We start from the raw sequence: 18,924 nt of genomic DNA on the forward strand, positions 1-18,924 counted from the left end.
ATTCATATCGTAATCAGAACATCACTTTATAATTATTGATTAATATCAATTTTTGACATAACTAGCAGTTTTCATACTCCTTTAGCGTTATATAATTAAATAACTTTCGTTATTTCTATTTAAGATATATTTTCTGTTCAAATCAAATACACAAAATAAGAGTAATTATATTCGTTTTTTATTTATACCTAAAAAGTATTATATGAATATTTATTTAGAACTGTTTGCTATCAACCTATTAATAATAGTATTAATCAATTTCTGTAATAGGTAATTTTAATCAAATAAATGCGAAGGCTGAATGTTATTCACATTCAGCCTTGATAATTAAAAAACGAGATAACTATTGATTCTCAGCTATCGTCAGCCATGTTTGTACCACGGTATCTGGATTCAAAGATAAACTATCAATACCTTCATCTACCAGCCATTGAGCAAAATCTTGATGGTCGGATGGCCCTTGACCACAAATACCTACATATTTGTTTTGTCGTTTTGCAGCCTGTATAGCCATAGATAACATGGCTTTTACCGCATCGTTTCGTTCATCAAATAACTCAGAAACAACACCAGAATCCCTATCAAGACCCAATGTTAACTGAGTCATATCATTCGAACCGATAGAGAAACCGTCGAAATGTTCGAGGAATTGATCTGCCAGTAAAGCATTTGATGGAATTTCGCACATCATAATGACTTTTAGACCGTTTTCACCACGTTTCAAATCATGTTTAGCCAGCTCAGCAACTACAGACTCAGCTTGTGCAACTGTCCGCACAAATGGGATCATAACTTCAACATTCGTTAACCCCATAGTGTTGCGAACACGTTTAACCGCTTCACATTCTAATGCAAAACAGGCACGGAAGCTGTCAGATACATAGCGCCCTGCACCACGGAAACCTAACATTGGATTTTCTTCTTCAGGTTCATAAATATCCCCACCGACTAAGTTGGCATATTCATTAGACTTGAAGTCAGATAAACGGACAATAACGCGTTTTGGCCAGAAAGCAGCGGCTAGAGTAGAAATCCCTTCGGTTAATTTACCGACATAAAATTCAATCGGGTCATCATAACCCGCCATCATTTGGCGAATTTCTGCTTGTAACTCAGGAGATTGCTGATCAAATTCCAGTAATGCCCTTGGGTGAACACCAATCATACGATTGATGATAAACTCAAGTCTAGCTAGACCCACACCTTCATTAGGTAAGCAAGCAAAATCAAATGCACGGTCAGGGTTACCGACATTCATCATGATTTTGACATCTAGATTTGGCATATCACTCACTTCAGAACTGTGAATTTCAAACGCCAGTTTACCTTCGTACACAAAGCCCGTATCACCTTCTGAACAAGAAACTGTCACTTCTTGGCCTTCTTGCAAACGGTCAGTCGCATCACCACAACCCACAACCGCAGGAATGCCTAATTCACGCGCGATAATCGCAGCATGGCATGTACGTCCACCACGATTCGTAACAATCGCAGCGGCTTTTTTCATGATAGGCTCCCAATCAGGGTCTGTCATATCGGTAACAAGTACATCACCCACCTGAATTCTATCCATTTCACTCAAGTTATGTATGACTTTAACAGCCCCAGAGCCAATACGATGACCGATTGCACGTCCTTCAACTAAAACTTGTCCTTGTTGTTTTAATTGATAACGCTCCATCACTTGTTGATTAGAGCGAACGGTTTCTGGCCTTGCTTGGACAATATACAAACGCCCATTATGACCATCTTTTGCCCACTCAATATCCATTGGGCGACCGTAGTGCTTTTCAATCTGTATAGCTTGGCGTGCAAGCTCTTCCACTTCGAGATCAGTTAAAGAGAAACGATTGCGTAGTGCTTCTGGCACATCTTCAATTTGTACTTGTTTACCGTGCTCTTTACTGTTGGCGTACACCATCTGTAATTTTTTAGAGCCCAGGGTACGGCGCACAATTGCAGGACGGTTATTGGCTAACGTTGGTTTATGGACATAAAACTCGTCTGGATTCACGGCGCCTTGCACCACCATCTCACCTAAACCATACGCAGAGGTAATAAATACGACTTGGTCGAAGCCCGATTCAGTATCAATCGTAAACATAACACCCGATGAGGCTAAATCTGAACGTACCATGCGTTGAACGCCCGCGGACAGTGCTACACCGCGGTGATCATAACCTTGGTGAACACGATATGAAATCGCACGGTCATTAAACAATGAAGCAAAAACGTGTTTAATCGCAACTAATACAGCGTCAATTCCTTGAACGTTAAGGAATGTTTCCTGTTGCCCTGCAAACGAAGCGTCAGGCATGTCCTCAGCAGTTGCCGATGAGCGGACAGCAAATGAAGCTTCCGCTTCACCTTCTGACAGTTGTGCGAAAGCATCACGAATATCTTGTTCCAACTCCTTCGTCAATGGTGTATCAATCACCCATTGACGGATCTGAGCACCTGCTACAGCCAGTTGGTTCACATCATCAATATCCGTTTCATCTAGCAGGTTATAAATGCGTTGATTTACACCGCTCTGCTCCAGAAAATCATTAAACGCCTGTGCGGTTGTCGCGAAACCGTTAGGTACGGATACTCCCAGATCAGATAAGTTAGTGATCATTTCACCGAGAGAAGCATTTTTGCCCCCGACACGGTCAACATCATTCATCCCTAATTGGTTATACCAAAGTACATTACACGGAGTGAGGCCATTTGTGGACATTGAAAGCGATCCTTTTATAGCAATTTAGTGACAGAGTACAAATCGTAAAAAATCTCGTTGGCGAAATTTCGCCTCGTGAAATAGACTAGCACAGACGCTAAGAGAAGATGGACTGGTGAATCGTTCCATCACTGAAGAAAACTTTTTTGTTCTAAAAATCGTTCAAAAAATGGCTATAGTTTCCCCTATAAACTAATTTTTAAACTTTAAACAAAGATAATATTTCCCAATATCCAGTGATAAATACAATAGAGACGAATAATGATGAGCGAATTAGGAGCAATGAATAATATGGTAAGCCAAGTTCAACGTACTGTTTTTTTTATTTCTGATGGAACAGCGATAACCGCTGAAACTTTGGGGCACGCCGTACTTTCTCAATTTCCTCTGTCATTTATTTCTTATACTCTGCCGTTTGTAACAAGCGAAGCTCGTGCACATGAAATTAAGCAAAAAATAGATATTATCTTCGAAGAAACCCAGTTGCGTCCTTTAGTGTTCTATTCGATTATCTCCCCTGAAGTTAAGCAAATCATTACCCAGAGTGCAGGTTTTTGCCAAGATATCGTCCAAAGTCTAGTCGCCCCAATTCAGAAGGAAGTCGGCCTAGAACCTGAGCCAAAACTCAACCGAACCCATGGCCTATCCATGCAAAATATGAATCAATATGATGCACGTATAGCTGCTATTGAATACACACTGGCTCACGACGATGGGATTTCTTTACGAAATTTAGACCAAGCTCAAGTGATACTAATTGGTGTTTCACGTTGTGGCAAAACGCCAACAAGCCTCTACTTAGCGATGCAATTTGGTATCCAAGCGGCAAATTACCCATTTACGGCTGATGATATGGATAATTTACAATTACCTGCAGCATTACGCCCATATACACATAAATTGTTTGGTTTAACTATTAGCCCTGAACGGCTAGCAGCTATCCGCGAAGAGCGCCGTGAAAATAGCCGTTATGCATCCATAAGGCAATGTCGTATTGAGATAGCTGAAGTGGAAGCTTTATTTAGACAAAATAAAATCAACTACTTAAATACAACTAACTATTCTGTTGAAGAAATTTCAGCAAAAGTGATTGATACCATGGGCTTACAAAGACGAATCTTTTAATGAATACAAATAAAAAAAATATTCATTCCTGCTAAGTTGGAGGTTGAAATTAAGCCATATTCGTTTATTGTGATCTTAATCACTTATAGGGCATACGCCTATTAAAGTTCTTTGAGAAAGAAAATGCACAAAACTGATGAATTACGTACTGCGAGAGTGGACAGTTTAATTACCCCACAAACTCTTGCTGATGAGTTTCCTATTTCCCAAAAAGTCGCTGAAAACGTGACAGCGTCACGAAAACGCATAGAACAGATATTATCCGGCCAAGACCCACGTTTACTGGTCATTGTCGGCCCTTGTTCCATTCATGACATTGATGCCGCTATTGAATACGCTAAAAAACTAAATGTGTTAAGAGAGCGTCATCAAGACCGTTTAGAAATTGTCATGCGAACTTACTTTGAAAAACCACGTACTGTCGTTGGTTGGAAAGGGTTAATTTCTGACCCTAACCTCGATAATTCTTGCCAAGTCAACACTGGTATCCGGTTAGCTCGTAAATTATTGATTGAAGTTAACCAGTTAGGGTTAGCCACGGCAACCGAATTCCTTGATATGGTCACGGGCCAATATATTGCCGATCTCATTAGTTGGGGAGCAATTGGCGCTCGCACAACAGAAAGCCAAATCCACCGTGAAATGGCATCCGCATTGTCCTGTCCTGTAGGTTTCAAAAATGGCACCGACGGCAATATTAATATTGCTATTGATGCGATAAGAGCTGCAAAGGCGCAGCATATGTTTTTATCGCCGGATAAGAATGGCCAAATGACCATTTACCAAACCAGTGGTAACCCGCATGGCCATATCATTATGCGTGGCGGTAAACAGCCTAATTACACGGCTGGTGACTTAGCAGCAGCCTGTGACAAACTGCGTAAATTCGAATTACCAGAGCATTTAGTGGTCGATTTCAGCCATGGTAATTGCCAAAAAATTCATCGTCGCCAACTCGAAGTTGCACGAGATATTGCGGAGCAAATAAAAGATGGCTCGACCGCTATCAGTGGAGTGATGGCAGAAAGCTTCTTAGTTGAAGGCACACAAAAAGTGGTTTCTGACCAACCGTTAGTTTATGGCCAATCTATTACCGACCCATGTCTTGGCTGGGAAGATACCGAACAACTTATTGAAATTCTTGCTCAAGCTGTTGAGTCACGCTTTAAATAAGCCAAATCATTCCAATTTTTTTATTATGAGCCCTTTAGTGAACATAGAAACTAAAGGGCTTTTATATTTACAAAAAAAATAATTATCATTTAATGCATAATTAAATAATATAATAATCTAATTAATAAAATAAATACAGAATTTTAATCCAAAAAATCCTTGACCCACCTCGCGCCAACGATAATAATTCTCACTACAAACTAATTTATCCGTTAGAACTTCTGTAGCCTAGCCCATTATTCGCTACGACATTACAGGGCTAAATAGTTCTAATAAATAAATGAGTTACATAAATATTTATTGCATGCCACCCAGATTATTTATCCAGGCAGCCAGCAAATTCTGAAACCAAAGGAAAGGATTTCCTATGCTGTTTAAATCGATGCCTGCATCAATCCATCAAGATCATAAAATATCACTCTCAGCTATTGCTGCCACCGTTGTAATGACCGGGTTTAGCAACACCGCTTTAGGTGAAAACTTATCGACTCCAAAAGCGAATACCCGCGACATTATTCACGTTTCGACCTCACCTCTTAGTTTAGAAAATATCGCTGTAGCAGAACAAGTCGATGTAATTGATGCAAAAGCGCCTGAATATCAATCTGCGACATCCGCCTTAGATTTACTAAAAGGCCAAGCTGGGGTATTTGTTTCTGGTTCCAATAGCACTTATGGCCAGGGTATTCAAATGCGGGGTTATGATTCACGAGGTGTTAAAGTCACCGTTGATAATATCACCCAAGACTTTTATTCCGGCTTATATGAAGCTACATTTATTGACCCCACCTTAGTAAAAAAGTCTACGTCCATAAAGGCGCATCATCTGTACATCATGGCGGCGGGGCGTTAGCCGGAGTCGTATCATTCAAAACAATAAATGCAGCTGACATATTAAAACCAGGGCAAAAAATCGGTGGTCAGGTCTTTAGCGGTATTAACCGTAATGATCACGGTTACTATGCAGGTGCAACGCTATTAGGCAGAACTGAATCAACAGATACTCTGTTTACCTATAGTCAACGTAAAAAGCACCTACTCGGCTCACCCGAGTTTGAAGAGGTTGATAATACTGAACAGCTAAGCAACTGGATGCTCAAAAGCAGCTGGCTTGCCCACCCTTCATATAACTTGACGTTACAATTAAAAGAATACCGCAACAACAGTTTAGGGGTAAAACAACCCGCTAAACCTTCAGAAAAAAATAGATATCCAAATACACCGCATGAAAGACAAAGCCATCAGCGAGATGTTGCCATTAGCCAATTTTTTACACCCAAAAATGAGGTAAATTGGCAAGCCCAGTGGGATATTTATTATACAGATTTATATTTAGATCAAACTGATACAGTTAAGGTCAAGAGCAAACCAAAAGAGTATGGCTCTGAAACGCGAAATCAATATACCTATGGGACTAAATTTACTAATAGCTTCACTTTACCTATGTATAACTGGGTAAATCATCATATTCAAAGTGGTTTCGAATATTATCAGCAAAAGCAAACGTCAAATCAGTATGCAATAAGTTATCCACCAGCAGAACTTGATAACCTGTCTGGCTGGTTAGTCAATGACATGACATTGCATCAATTACCGTTAACTTTATCAATTGGAACGCGCTTTACACAATACCGTGCATCGAGGAATAATTTCCCTGAAAATAAACATATCAACTTGTCATCCCGTATGGCTGTTAGTATTACTCCAACCCATTGGCTCAATCTTTACTCATCATACGCTGAAGCATACCGTACCCCACGTATGTCCGAGCTTTATAACAATTCTAACCATTTCACTATACCCTTTTTTGGCACTCCCTCGAACTTTCGCCCATCGCCTGATTTACGTCCAGAAACGAATAGAACCCTCGAAACAGGTATAAAAATCAGTTTTGATGGGGTATTTATTGATAATAGCGACCTTCAATTCGGTTCAACCTACTTTAAGACCAAAGCTAAAAACCATATTGCCCTTGAAGGTCTTTATACGCCAAGGTATGGCCAATGGTTCCCAGATGAGCTTTATTATATCAATATCCCCAGCGCATCCATTTATGGCATTGATAGCTTTATAAGCTACAGAACACGGTGGTTTGAATTAAATATCAATCACAATAAAACCACAGGTAGAGAAGACGGCTCACATTATTCTCTTTCGTCTATACGTCCTGAAACACTAACGGCTCGATTCAATGTACCGGTTGCTAGTACTGGCTTTACTCTAGGTTGGATAGGGGAATTCTCTGCAAGAACGCAACTTCAAGGTAACGATAAATATAAAAAGTGGCATCACAGATCTGATAAAGGCTTAGACCGCTATCATAAAGAAGTCATTCAATATGCGGGCTATAGCATTCATGATTTCTATGTGAATTACCAAGCAGATCAATTCATAAAAGGGTTAAGTTCGACTCTCACAATGAAAAATGCATTTGATAAGCCATATCTATCTTCCACTGGCGTACCCCAAGAAGGTCGGAACTTTTATCTCAACATGAATTACAACTGGTAGTTAAGTAGTAAAAAACCATGTTATCAACTGATTTTATTAAATTTATCAGCAGTATAAAAAATAAATCAGTTGATAACTTTTCACTATGTCTTTTAATTTTATTAAGGAAAAATTTGTGAATTCAAACCTCTATAATGATTACCTGCAAGCTAAGAAAATGCACTCTGATAAGCACTCCCAAGAAATAGCGGCCTTACTTAGCGTATCGGAGGCCCAACTAATTCATTGTCGTGTCGGTAAAGATAATGTTCAACGATTGGTCAGTAAACCTATTGATATCTTGCAAGATTTAACCACAATAGGCAAAGCTATAGGGATCACTCGTAATCAGTACGCTGTTAGTATTCAAACGGGTGCATACAATAACCCAAAATTTAGTAACCACGGTGGGCTATTTCTAAACCCTAAAGCATTAGACTTACGCATGTTCTTTGCGCAGTGGAGCTCAGTTTTTGCACTCACTGAAAAAATGCCAGAGGGAACTCGCCACAGTATTCAATTTTTCGATAAATATGGTGATTCGTTACACAAGGTCTTTTCCACCGACAACTCTGATATAGCTGCTTGGCAAGCCATGATAGAGCGCTACAGCACATCAGAGAATCCGCCTATCGAACCTAAAACAATTTCGCCATTTTCAGAACAGAAAATTAGCGAAGAACTCGCCTCTCAATTAGAGCAACAATGGCGTGAGATGACCAATGTTCATCAGTTCTTTGGTATATTAAAGAAACACAATTTAAGTCGTCAGCAAGTTTTTCGTGTCGTTAGCCAAGAATTAGCATGGCAAGTCCCTACTACGGCTTTATCTGAATTACTCTCTCTTGCATACCATGCAAAAAATGAAGTTATGCTCTTTGTAGGAAACCGTGGGTGTGTGCAAATATTTACAGGAAAAATAAATGAACTATCATCACTCTCTGTTGAAAGTTCTCAAACTGATTGGTTAAATGTTTCAAGTACAAACTTTAAACTTCATATCATTGAAAATGGCATTTCTGAGTGCTGGGTCACACGTAAGCCAACTAAAGATGGCTTTGTGACAAGTCTTGAGGTCTTTGATACCCAAGGTAACCAAATTATTCAAATGTATGGCCAGCGTATTGAAGGCACTCCCGAACAAATAGAATGGAGCAAGCAAATTCTTTCAATATCTCGCATATAATAAAAGAATAATAAGAAAGTAGATAATCTGTCATGGTAATTTTCTAAATACTTTTCAATCATAAATTGTGGTTTGAATTAGACATGAAAATTGCCATAGACCCTTTACCTCATTAATTCACAACAACGATACAAGCCACTTTTTGATATAGAAATAGAATAATCATCCATCTCTCGCACAAAGTATTTAACTTACCGCATATATTAGTTATTCATACTACGAAAACTGTAGTTACAAGCACTTTCAATCATAACAATTACCTCGGAATTTCCTGTTTATTGTTATAGAAATACGATTATAAATGAAGCAATAATATTTCAATTATTTACTTGGTTAATAATTTCGAATAGCTTGAACAATTTTTTTGAACATGATGAAAACTTTCTCTTTTTCTCATCTATAAAAATGACATAAAAACATAGTTACTTGAATTAAAAGAATTTTAAACATACAATATTGAATGTTTAAAATGTTAATTTTTTCAACATCTATTGTACTGATAGTTATTCTCATTAAAAAACCGCACGTTTAGCCTATCGATATATCGGAAAAACAGGAAGAATAGACCCTAATTTCGTGAGTTATTATTAGTTATTAATGAACAATAGCCTACTTGAGTAGGAGGTAAATATGTCAGAAAGTGTAGTCAACGATATTGTTAAATGGCTTGAAAGTCAGTTGCAGCGCAATGAAGGCATCAAAATCGACACAATTGCCGATAAAAGCGGCTATTCAAAATGGCATTTACAGCGTGTTTTCAAAGAAATGAAAGGCTGCACGCTTGGTGAATACGTCCGTAAACGTCGTTTATTAGAAGCAGCTAAATCATTACGTGAAGGCAACTTACCTATTCTTGATATCGCATTGCAATATGGCTTTAGTTCACAGGCGACATTTACCCGCATCTTTAAAAAGCACTTTGATACAACGCCTGCAAAATTTCGCCAATCAGGTGAATTACCTGAATGCAAAAACTTTATGACTTGTAGCTGTCATAACTGATTATTTTAGAACATCCCTTCCTATTAGTTATTTGCAATTTTGAAGTCTATGTCTGAGCCGACTATGTCGGCTCTTTTTTTAACTTAATTCATGAACTAACCAGTTTTCCAAATCAGCTAACTGCTCCTGCAATTGAGGCCATTTTACGGCCATTTGTTTACCTAAAGAGCGTATTGTTTCTGTCTGATATGTTTTACCCGTCAATTGCTCACTTAACCACTCCAAAGGAGATGGGTCTAAGCTATCTGTAAAAAACTGACAGCGATTTATCACGCCTTTTTCGATATCAAAATGAAACTCAATTCCTCCCCAAGAAAAACGTGTATCTGAATAGTGAGTGAACGCTGGTGCTTGCCCAAAATTCCATTCCCAACTACTTTGTTTAGCAAAGGTTTCTGGAAAATTTGGCAAATCAGGTAATTTTTCAGGGGAAATATACTCCGCTTCGACCGTTTCACCGAAGTAATTAAAAAAACTTTTAATTATTCCCTCACAAACAATTTCATGAGAAATATTAGGAACAAGCTCAGACAAGTTAGCCACACGAGAACGCACTGACGTAATCCCTTTTGCCTGTAATTTTTTAGGATCTGGATTCAGGTAATTAGCTAAACGACTTAAATCTGCATTAATCAGCAAGGTTCCATGGTGAAAACCTCTATCTTTCGTTTCTCTGTATGCAGAACCGGATATTTTTCGCGGACCACTTTCTGTATCTAAAACCAAATCATTGCGACCTGAAATTTGTGCGTTAATACCGACCTGTGCTAATCCATCAACAATGATTTGTGTAGAAACTGTTTTATCATATTCTGGCTTTCCCGCCATAAATGTGAAACAAGTGTTACCTAGATCATGAAAGACAGCACCACCACCACTACTGCGCCGAGCTAAACGAACATTATCTTCTTCCATCCGCCGTGTATTACATTCTTTCCACGGATTCTGAGCGCGCCCTATGACCACGGTATCCGCATTTCTCCAAAGAAACATAACACGTTGGTCGGTTGGCATTTGTCGGAAAATAGTTTCTTCAACCGCAAGGTTAAACCAAGGGTCGTAGGATTCTGAGATGAGTAAACGTACTGTTGACATTGAGCTATCCTTAAAACAAAACTTGCCCTTAAGATAGCATAATCACTGAATAAAATAGTGAATTTAGATACGTCTTGCTTGCCAAAACACTTTTCGCCAATAAACATTATCCATTGATGAACGAATTACCCCTTTACTCGTTGATGCGTGAATGAATGTATTATCGGTATCGTAAATCCCCACATGCAATCCATTCTCCCCTGAACCTGTTTTAAAGAACACCAAATCCCCTGGCATCAAATCAGATTTATCAATCCGTGTGCCTAATTGAGTTTGATCTACTGTTGTTCGAGGTAACTGAATGGCAAAACGGTCGTTAAATGTGCGATAGACAAAACCGGAACAATCCACACCATTTTGATTCATTCCACCATAATGATAAGGCGTACCATACCACTGCTCTAGCTGGTCTTTTAATTGCGCTATCGTCATGATTGGGTCTGATAATTGTGTTTTTAATGGCGGCGGCGTTCTTTTAACGGATGTCGATGAACAACCAATTAAAACTAAACACAATAATAGTGGTAGGTGTTGTATTTTGATAACCATAAAGCACCTTATTTATCTATCTTATTGCGATAACTTGCTTATATTATAGTGCGTGAAGACTATAATATAAGCAACTAAGAAATTATTCCGTTCTATCACTTGGTGATTTATTGGGCCGGCTAATTAGCCATACCCCTAATAAAATAAAGCCAATTCCAATGGCCTTTAGTCCTGTCGCAGGTTCATTAAACCAAGGTAAGAAAACTGCTAATAAATAAACGAAAACATAGCTTAAGCTAATAAGCGGATAAGCTTTATTCAATGCTATGTGTTTTAAAGCTAATAGCCAACATAACATCGATAACGCATAACAAACTAACCCTAAAAAAATAATTCCTAAGCTAGTAATATTTGCGAGTAACCACTCTAATTGTAGCCAATGCCAGCCAAGTGTGAATGAGGGTAGTTCAACTACCCCGGCTTTTAAGCTCAGTTGAGCGACTGTGACTAATAAAGCACTGCTAATCACCCACAAATAACCCTTGTTCATACGCCGATACTCATTAGCAAAATACCAAACATAATGGCAGCAACCCCTAACCAGTGGTTAAGCCCAGTTTGCTCTTTATAAACAAACTGGCCAATTAAAGTAATTAATACAAAATTAATACTTAACATTGGATAAGCGATACTCAGCGGCATGGTTTCCAATAATTTCAACCAAAACAACATGCCAAGGCCTAGCATAAAAACCGCCAGCACCAGCCACCGAAAGGCTGATGCTGTTTTATTGGTTTTATTACTCTGCCAATTGACGACGGCTTGCTTTTGAGCCACTTGCCCAACGCAGGTCAAAACGCTAACCAGCAATAACAGCAGTAGTTGTGCAATCATTGTTGATGGTAAACCACAATCGCCATACGTGAATTTTTAATGACTTCATCTGGCTTAGGAATATCCGGTAACCCTTCTTTACGGCCTAATAAAAAGACAACAGTTACCTGCCCTTCTTTGCGTGCTTTTTCTAGCCACTGTGCAAATTGATCCGGTTTAACTAAGCGATGTTGGCTATCTGGGTATTCCAAACCGTAACTTAGCTCTCCACTACTATTGTATAAATAGATATTGGAATTTTGTGTTTCCCACGCAAGACCTGCTGCCACCCCAACATTACTTGCCATCAAATATTTGCTATTCATCAGTAAATCATGATTTTGATGAATAAAGTTTTGAGGTAATTTAGAATCGATGGTGTTGTTCGGCAGAGCACTACCAATACACAAACTCACGGCCAAAGAGCACGAGGCTGCCCATAACCAATATTTAGCATTTAATACCGTACATAGGTAACCGATAATCGCCCAAATAGAAAATGCAACGACACCTAACACCATTTTTGACCATTCATCAGGTTCGTATAACGGTTTTTTGATCACCGTGCTCACGACAATTACCGCTATAACCGCAGCGATCCCTAATACAACATTAATGATCCCATTGGCTTTCAATGCTTTCATTTTACCATTACGAACGCAATCAACCCCATACTTCGCCATAAGCAATGCCAATGGCGCCATAAACGGTAACATATACGTTGGTAACTTACCGCGGGAAATACTGAAAAAGATAACAGGAACAACAAACCAGCACAGTAAGAAAAACATATCGGGGCTAGATTTACGTTCTTTCCAGCCTTTCATTATCGCACCTGGCAACAGCCCTGCCCATGGAATAGCGCCAAGAATGATAATTGGAATATAATACCAAAACGGTGCAATATGCTGCGCATCATCTGCTGTGAAACGCTTAATGTGCTCAATCCAAAAGAAATAGTGCCAATAGTCTGGTTCTTGTTTTGCAACCGCCAAAGCCCATGGCAAACTGATAATAACCGCCGAAATTATTGCAAGCGGCCCGTACTTTAGTAACTCAAGGAACCGCTTTTGATAGATTGTGACAGGAAGCATGACTATCACGGGGATCGCAAGGGCTAAAAAGCCTTTAGTCATAAATGCCATGCCACAAGCCAGCCCAAGACAAAGCCATGCCGCTAGTTTAGATTTTACTTCTCTCGATTTCATTGCCCACAAGCAACAGAACATGCTTGCCGCTATCCATAAAGACAACATTGGGTCGAGTACACTGTAAGTTCCGATGGAGAATACCAAGAACATTGAGATATAAATGAGGCTAGCAACATAAGCAACGTGGTTATTACGCCACATCATTTTTGCCATACGGTAGACAAGTAATGCACTGAGGAAAATACAAAAAACCGAACCAAAGCGAACAGCAAAATTAGTTTCACCAAAAATCATTTGGCTAATATTGTTTATCCAGTAACCTGCTACTGGTTTTTCGAAATAACGTACATCCAGCATGTAAGGAACAATCCAATCCCCACGCTGTAACATTTCACGGCTAATTTCCGCATATCGTGTTTCATCTGGTTGCCAAAGTAAACGGCTATCCAACGGCAATAAATAGGTTAAGATAAAAAAAAGAGCCAGCAGAGAGGCTCCTACTTTGCTCGCTCGGTTATTCAACATAGGTTGCTTATTCCTCTTCTTGGCAGCCTAGCCAGCCTTCACGCCCAGGGAATGGTGCCCTCACCACACGCCCTTTTGGCAATGAATTCAAATCGTCTGGCAGTAATTCACTCAATGTACAGAATTGGATATCTTCTTGTGTAATTCGTTCCAATAATTGTGAAAATTGTTCCGATTTAGACATCCCTTCCACTTCAGTGTGAATAGTATAAACTGGAATGCCTTGATCTTCTTTAATTGCTTGAAGAATAAAATCATTAAATGCCTCATCACTCACGACTGTTCCCACAACTTCATCGTAAGTCGGCAGTGTTACAGGAATTTGAACTGTCCCTAATGAGCCATCCGCTAAAATTGGCCTAAATGGATATTTACCACGGCAATCACTGTTGTAGTCAAAGTTAAACGTTTGTTTAACTTCCAATACGCGCTCATCGCCTCGCCAACCAGCGACGGCTGAACAAGTCACACGATGCCCAATAGCTTGCTCCAATGCATCAACACCTAGCTTGACCTGCTCAGTCAGTTGCGGTTTGCTCCATTTCGCAACCTTAGCCTGCCAGCCTTGATGATCCCATGCATGTAAGCCAACTTCATGGCCAGCATCCAAGGTTTGTTTCATCAAGTAACCTAAATCCTTAGCAATTTTTTTACCCGGCCATGCTGTGCCCGCTAATAAGATATCTAACCCATAAAGGGATGCTGCATTAGACCTAAGCATTTTCCACAGAAATTTAGGACGCAAAAGGCGCCATAAATGGCGCCCCATGTTATCGGGTCCTACGCTGAAGAAAAAGCTGGCCTGAATATTATGCTCTTTGAGCACTTTGAGTAACTGTGGAACCCCTTTTAATGTACCTTGGTAAGTATCCACATCAATTCTCAAGCCAACTTTTTTCATTAGTCTTTATTACCTAACTCTTCAACAGCACCTTGTAAGAAGAAATCTAATGTTTCTTCAATGGTATCTTTCATATCGATAGTTGGAACCCAGTCTAGTAAACGACGTGCGTTTTCAACACTTGGTTTACGGTGTTCAACGTCTTGATACCCTTGGCCATAATAGCTGCTGCTTTCGATTTCACGGAAACCTGCAAATGGAGGGAATTTTCCACGTTGTGGGTGTTTTTCGAAGCTTTCCAGCAACATTTCCGCTAATTCACGAATACTGGCTTCATTCGTTGGGTTACCGATATTGATGATTTGGCCGTCACACTTACCATCTTTATTTTCGATAATACGGAACAGTGCTTCAATACCGTCTTTAATATCTGTAAAACAGCGTTTTTGTGCTCCACCATCAACTAGTTTAATCGGAGAACCTTCAACTAAGTTCAAGATCAACTGTGTAATTGCACGAGAACTACCAATACGCGCAGAGTTCAAGCTATCTAAACGTGGTCCCATCCAGTTAAATGGACGGAATAAGGTGAACTTCAGACCTTCTTTTGCACCGTATGCCCAAATCACTCGGTCAAGTAATTGTTTAGATACTGAGTAAATCCAACGTTGTTTATTGATTGGACCTACGATCAGGCGTGATTCATCTTCATCAAACTCTTTATCATCACACATACCATAAACTTCAGAAGTTGATGGGAAAATGATGCGTTTGTTGTATTTCACACAGTAACGTACAACTTTTAAGTTTTCTTCGAAGTCTAACTCGAAAACACGCAGTGGGTTACGGGTATATTCGATTGGCGTCGCGATCGCAACCAAAGGCAGAATAACGTCACATTTTTTGATATGATATTCAATCCATTCTGTATGGATGCTAACGTCACCTTCAATAAAGTGGAAACGTGGGTTACCAATAAAACGTTCAATTGCGGAAGAACCGATATCCATACCATAGATATCGTAATTACCGTCTTTTAACAGGCGCTCAGTCAAGTGGTTACCGATAAAGCCGTTAACACCAAGGATCAGAACACGTGTACGACGTTTTACTTGTGCCGTTGGTTTTGCACCAACACGAACATCTGTCACGATACCCATTTCGTTAGCAAGGCGGCTACCTTGCATATATAAACCCGTCTCACTTTGGCCACTAATCACTTCGATAGCACCTTGACCACAAGCGATACGCAGTGGGTCACTCGAAAGTACCGTACCTGCTGGTTTACCTTGGTTATCATCTAAAACGCGTGCGCGCCAAATAACCATTTTGCGTGCACCTAAATAGGTAAACGCACCTGGGTAAGGTTCAGTCACTGCACGAATCAAGCAGTTAACGTCTTTTGCACTGTCGTTCCAATTAATCAAACCATCTTCAGCGGTACGACGACCAAAGTACGTTGCTTGACTTTCGTCTTGTGCAACGGCTTTGTAGCTACCAGTTTCGATTAATGGCAGTGTTTTATCCAGCAAAACTTCCGCCGCTTCACGGACTTTTGCATGTAAAGTTAGGCTAGTGTCTGTATCGGTAATAACCACTTTTTCTTGAGCAATGATATCGCCAGCGTCGGCTTTAGCTACCATTTTGTGTAAGGTTACACCTGTTTCGCTTTCGCCTTTTAATAATGCCCAATTAATAGGCGCACGACCGCGATATTTAGGGAGTAATGAACCATGTAGATTAAACGCACCTTTAGGCGCGATAGCTAACAGCTCTTCACTCAACATATCACGATAGTAGAAGGAGAAAATCACATCAGGTTTCATTTCGCGAATACGTTCAATCCACAATGGGTGATTAACGTTTTCAGGCGCAAAAACAGGAAGCTCCATGTCAGCACTTAAACGCGCAACAGAGGAGTAAAAGTGGTTTTCATTTGGGTCATCAGTGTGGGTAAACACTGCTTGGATATCAAAACCTGCTTTTTCAAGCGCTTTTAGCCCTACGCAGCCAATATCATGATAGGCAAAAACAATAGCTTTCATTAGTCTTCTTCCTGATTTTTGTCGGATTTCGCATCTGCTCCAACGACTTTTTGAATAAAATAACGGGGTCTCGCGCGCACATCATTGTAGATCCTACCAATGTATTCGCCCAATAAACCCATGGCAACAAACTGTGCACCAATAAACATAAAGAGTACTGCAAACAGCGTGAATACGCCATCTGCGGCCCACTCTGCGCCAAAAATTAAACGCAATGCAATTAACAATACCGCTAATAAAAAACCGCCAGCGGCGATAATACTACCGACAACACTCAATAAACGCAGTGGTGCCGTAGTCAGGCATGTTAATAAGTCATACATTAAATTAATCAGCTTCATAAAGCTGTATTTAGAATCACCAAACTCGCGTTCTGCATGCGCTACATCAATTTCAATGGTTCTACGTGCAAATGTATTTGCTAAAATAGGAATAAATGTACTTCTTTCATGACATTGCAACATAGCTTGAATAATATGACGGCGATACGCACGTAACATACAGCCATAGTCACCCATAGAGCGGCCTGTTGCTTTGGTGATCATCGCATTAATCATTTTAGACGCTGTTTTGCGAAACCAAGAATCTTGGCGATTCGCACGGCGTGTACCAACTACATCATAACCTTGCATCGCTGTTTGCACTAAACGAGGGATTTCCTCTGGCGGATTTTGCAAATCCGCATCCAAGGTAATTACTAAATCGCCATCCGCTTGGTTAAAACCTGCCATAATAGCAGAATGCTGCCCATAATTACGGTTTAAAATAATTGCAATAACGTGGTTTTCTGGATTTTCCGCTGCTTCTGTAAGCATTTGCGCTGAACGATCGCTACTACCATCATCAACTAAAATTAATTCATAAGATTGAGTTAATTGTTTACATGACTTGATAGTACGTTCTAGTAATTGCGGTAAGCTCTGCTCTTCATTATAGACAGGGATTACCACTGAGACTTTTTTTATCTCATCAAATTCATCTGCGTGTGACACTATTTTGACTCCAAAAGAACTGCTTCTACAGCTTTGACAACCCGTTCAACATCTGCATCCGTCATATCGGGAAATAAAGGTAATGAACACAATGTGGCGCTATTCCAGGTTGATTCAGGTAAGGTTAATTCAGGGTATTTTTCGCGATAATATTTTTGAGTATGTGCGGCGCGAAAGTGCAACCCTGTTCCAATATCATGCTCTTTCAATTTTTCCATGAATGTATCGCGATCAATTCCACATTCGGCTTTATCGACACGTACCATAAATAAATGATTCGCATGTAAATGTGAGTAGCTAGGTACACTCAACATTTGCAAAGGAGAGTTTTTCAGCAATTCACGATAACGAGCAGTTAGCTCAGCACGACGCTGATTTAATTGCTCTACTCGTGATAACTGCACCACTGCAATCGCGGCATGAATATCCGACAAATTATATTTAAAACCGGGTTCAACAACCTCTGCTTGCGGCTTACGGCCTTGCATTTGTCTATCAAACGCATCAACGCCTAGACCGTGAAACTTAAGCGTTCGTACACGCTGAGCGAGCTTGTCATCATCTGTTGCGACTAATCCCCCTTCCGCACAGGTGACATTTTTGATGGCATGAAAAGAGAAAATAGACGTTCCCTTTTCGCCAATCCACTCATCTTTATAACGAGTACCCACTGCATGTGCTGCATCTTCGATTAAAGCTACACCGGCTTTTTGAGCAATCAAACGCAATGCGTCAAGATCACAAGGAGCCCCCGCATAATGAACTGGGATAATGGCCTTTGTTTTTTCTGTTAACGCTTTTTCTACGGCATCGGGTTGGATCATTAATGTGTCACGATCAACATCAATCATCACAGGGGTTGCACCAAGCAATTCAATCATGTTAATCGTAGAAACCCATGTTTGTGATGGTGTAATAATTTCATCACCAGGGCCAATACCTAATGCCATTAAGACAACATGCATCCCCGCTGTTGCAGAAGAAAGTGCAATCGCATGCTTACAGCCATAACGCTTACAAAAATCTTCTTCTAATTGATGATTCTGTGGGCCTGTAGTTATCCAGCCTGAACGCAGAACTTTTTCAACTGCCTTGACCTCTTCATCACCGATTGCCGGTTTTGAAAATGGTAAGAAATTGCTCATATTGTTTATAGCCTAGTTTTCATTGTGAATAGAATATTCTAGTTAATTATACTTTAACCGAACCTCAACA

The 18,924-nt window shown here is 39.9% G+C and carries 16 protein-coding genes; 6 read left to right on the plus strand and 10 right to left on the minus strand.

Annotated features, from left to right (window positions below; genetic code table 11):
- Positions 1-343: 343 nt before the first annotated feature.
- A complete protein-coding gene (ppsA, locus tag PZ638_RS12370) occupies positions 344-2,722 on the minus strand; it encodes a phosphoenolpyruvate synthase (RefSeq protein WP_004263765.1) in 2,379 nt (792 codons plus the stop codon).
- Between the two features lie 261 nt (positions 2,723-2,983).
- Between ppsA and ppsR the strand changes: the two genes are divergently transcribed.
- From ppsR to PZ638_RS12400, 6 genes are all read left to right on the plus strand, one after another.
- Positions 2,984-3,847 (plus strand): posphoenolpyruvate synthetase regulatory kinase/phosphorylase PpsR, encoded by an 864-nt coding sequence (gene ppsR, locus PZ638_RS12375; protein WP_004263762.1) that lies wholly within the window; start codon positions 2,984-2,986, stop codon positions 3,845-3,847.
- 123 nt (positions 3,848-3,970) lie between these two features.
- Positions 3,971-5,020 (plus strand): 3-deoxy-7-phosphoheptulonate synthase, encoded by a 1,050-nt coding sequence (locus tag PZ638_RS12380; protein ID WP_004263759.1) that lies wholly within the window; start codon positions 3,971-3,973, stop codon positions 5,018-5,020.
- A 367-nt stretch (positions 5,021-5,387) separates the two neighbouring features.
- On the plus strand, positions 5,388-5,873 hold the full coding sequence (locus PZ638_RS12385; protein ID WP_275612118.1) for a Plug domain-containing protein: 486 nt from the start codon (positions 5,388-5,390) through the stop codon (positions 5,871-5,873).
- A 239-nt stretch (positions 5,874-6,112) separates the two neighbouring features.
- Complete coding sequence (locus PZ638_RS12390; RefSeq protein ID WP_272674486.1) at positions 6,113-7,531, plus strand: TonB-dependent receptor domain-containing protein; 1,419 nt, start codon at positions 6,113-6,115, stop codon at positions 7,529-7,531.
- A gap of 115 nt (positions 7,532-7,646) precedes the next feature.
- Entirely contained in the window at positions 7,647-8,696 is a 1,050-nt protein-coding gene (locus PZ638_RS12395; protein WP_094961754.1) for a hemin-degrading factor, read from the plus strand.
- A 630-nt stretch (positions 8,697-9,326) separates the two neighbouring features.
- Positions 9,327-9,698 carry a helix-turn-helix domain-containing protein gene (locus tag PZ638_RS12400; RefSeq protein WP_004910390.1) on the plus strand — a complete coding sequence of 124 codons (372 nt, stop codon included), beginning with the start codon at positions 9,327-9,329 and terminating at the stop codon, positions 9,696-9,698.
- A gap of 78 nt (positions 9,699-9,776) precedes the next feature.
- Here PZ638_RS12400 and PZ638_RS12405 read toward each other — a convergent pair whose 3' ends face one another.
- The 9 genes from PZ638_RS12405 to arnB form a co-directional block, all read right to left on the minus strand.
- Entirely contained in the window at positions 9,777-10,793 is a 1,017-nt protein-coding gene (locus PZ638_RS12405) for a lipoate--protein ligase (RefSeq protein ID WP_004263748.1), read from the minus strand.
- 63 nt (positions 10,794-10,856) lie between these two features.
- Complete coding sequence (locus tag PZ638_RS12410) at positions 10,857-11,342, minus strand: C40 family peptidase (RefSeq protein WP_036958662.1); 486 nt, start codon at positions 11,340-11,342, stop codon at positions 10,857-10,859.
- 82 nt (positions 11,343-11,424) lie between these two features.
- Entirely contained in the window at positions 11,425-11,832 is a 408-nt protein-coding gene (gene arnF, locus PZ638_RS12415) for a 4-amino-4-deoxy-L-arabinose-phosphoundecaprenol flippase subunit ArnF (protein ID WP_004263744.1), read from the minus strand.
- Positions 11,829-12,176, minus strand: coding sequence for a 4-amino-4-deoxy-L-arabinose-phosphoundecaprenol flippase subunit ArnE (gene arnE, locus PZ638_RS12420; RefSeq protein ID WP_004263742.1), 348 nt, complete (start codon positions 12,174-12,176; stop codon positions 11,829-11,831). The genes arnF and arnE overlap by 4 nt, the downstream gene beginning before the upstream one ends.
- On the minus strand, positions 12,173-13,831 hold the full coding sequence (gene arnT / locus PZ638_RS12425; protein ID WP_004263740.1) for a lipid IV(A) 4-amino-4-deoxy-L-arabinosyltransferase: 1,659 nt from the start codon (positions 13,829-13,831) through the stop codon (positions 12,173-12,175). Before arnT ends, arnE begins: the two co-directional genes overlap by 4 nt.
- A gap of 7 nt (positions 13,832-13,838) precedes the next feature.
- Positions 13,839-14,732, minus strand: coding sequence for a 4-deoxy-4-formamido-L-arabinose-phosphoundecaprenol deformylase (gene arnD, locus PZ638_RS12430; protein ID WP_004263737.1), 894 nt, complete (start codon positions 14,730-14,732; stop codon positions 13,839-13,841).
- Positions 14,732-16,717: a bifunctional UDP-4-amino-4-deoxy-L-arabinose formyltransferase/UDP-glucuronic acid oxidase ArnA gene (gene arnA, locus PZ638_RS12435; RefSeq protein ID WP_096863958.1), complete on the minus strand. Its 1,986-nt coding sequence runs from the start codon at positions 16,715-16,717 to the stop codon at positions 14,732-14,734. Before arnA ends, arnD begins: the two co-directional genes overlap by 1 nt.
- A complete protein-coding gene (gene arnC / locus PZ638_RS12440) occupies positions 16,717-17,709 on the minus strand; it encodes an undecaprenyl-phosphate 4-deoxy-4-formamido-L-arabinose transferase (RefSeq protein WP_004263733.1) in 993 nt (330 codons plus the stop codon). Before arnC ends, arnA begins: the two co-directional genes overlap by 1 nt.
- Positions 17,709-18,854: a UDP-4-amino-4-deoxy-L-arabinose aminotransferase gene (gene arnB / locus PZ638_RS12445; protein ID WP_094961751.1), complete on the minus strand. Its 1,146-nt coding sequence runs from the start codon at positions 18,852-18,854 to the stop codon at positions 17,709-17,711. The genes arnC and arnB overlap by 1 nt, the downstream gene beginning before the upstream one ends.
- Positions 18,855-18,924: the final 70 nt, after the last annotated feature.

The sequence above is a fragment of the Providencia hangzhouensis genome, assembly GCF_029193595.2.
Classification (GTDB): domain Bacteria; phylum Pseudomonadota; class Gammaproteobacteria; order Enterobacterales; family Enterobacteriaceae; genus Providencia; species Providencia hangzhouensis.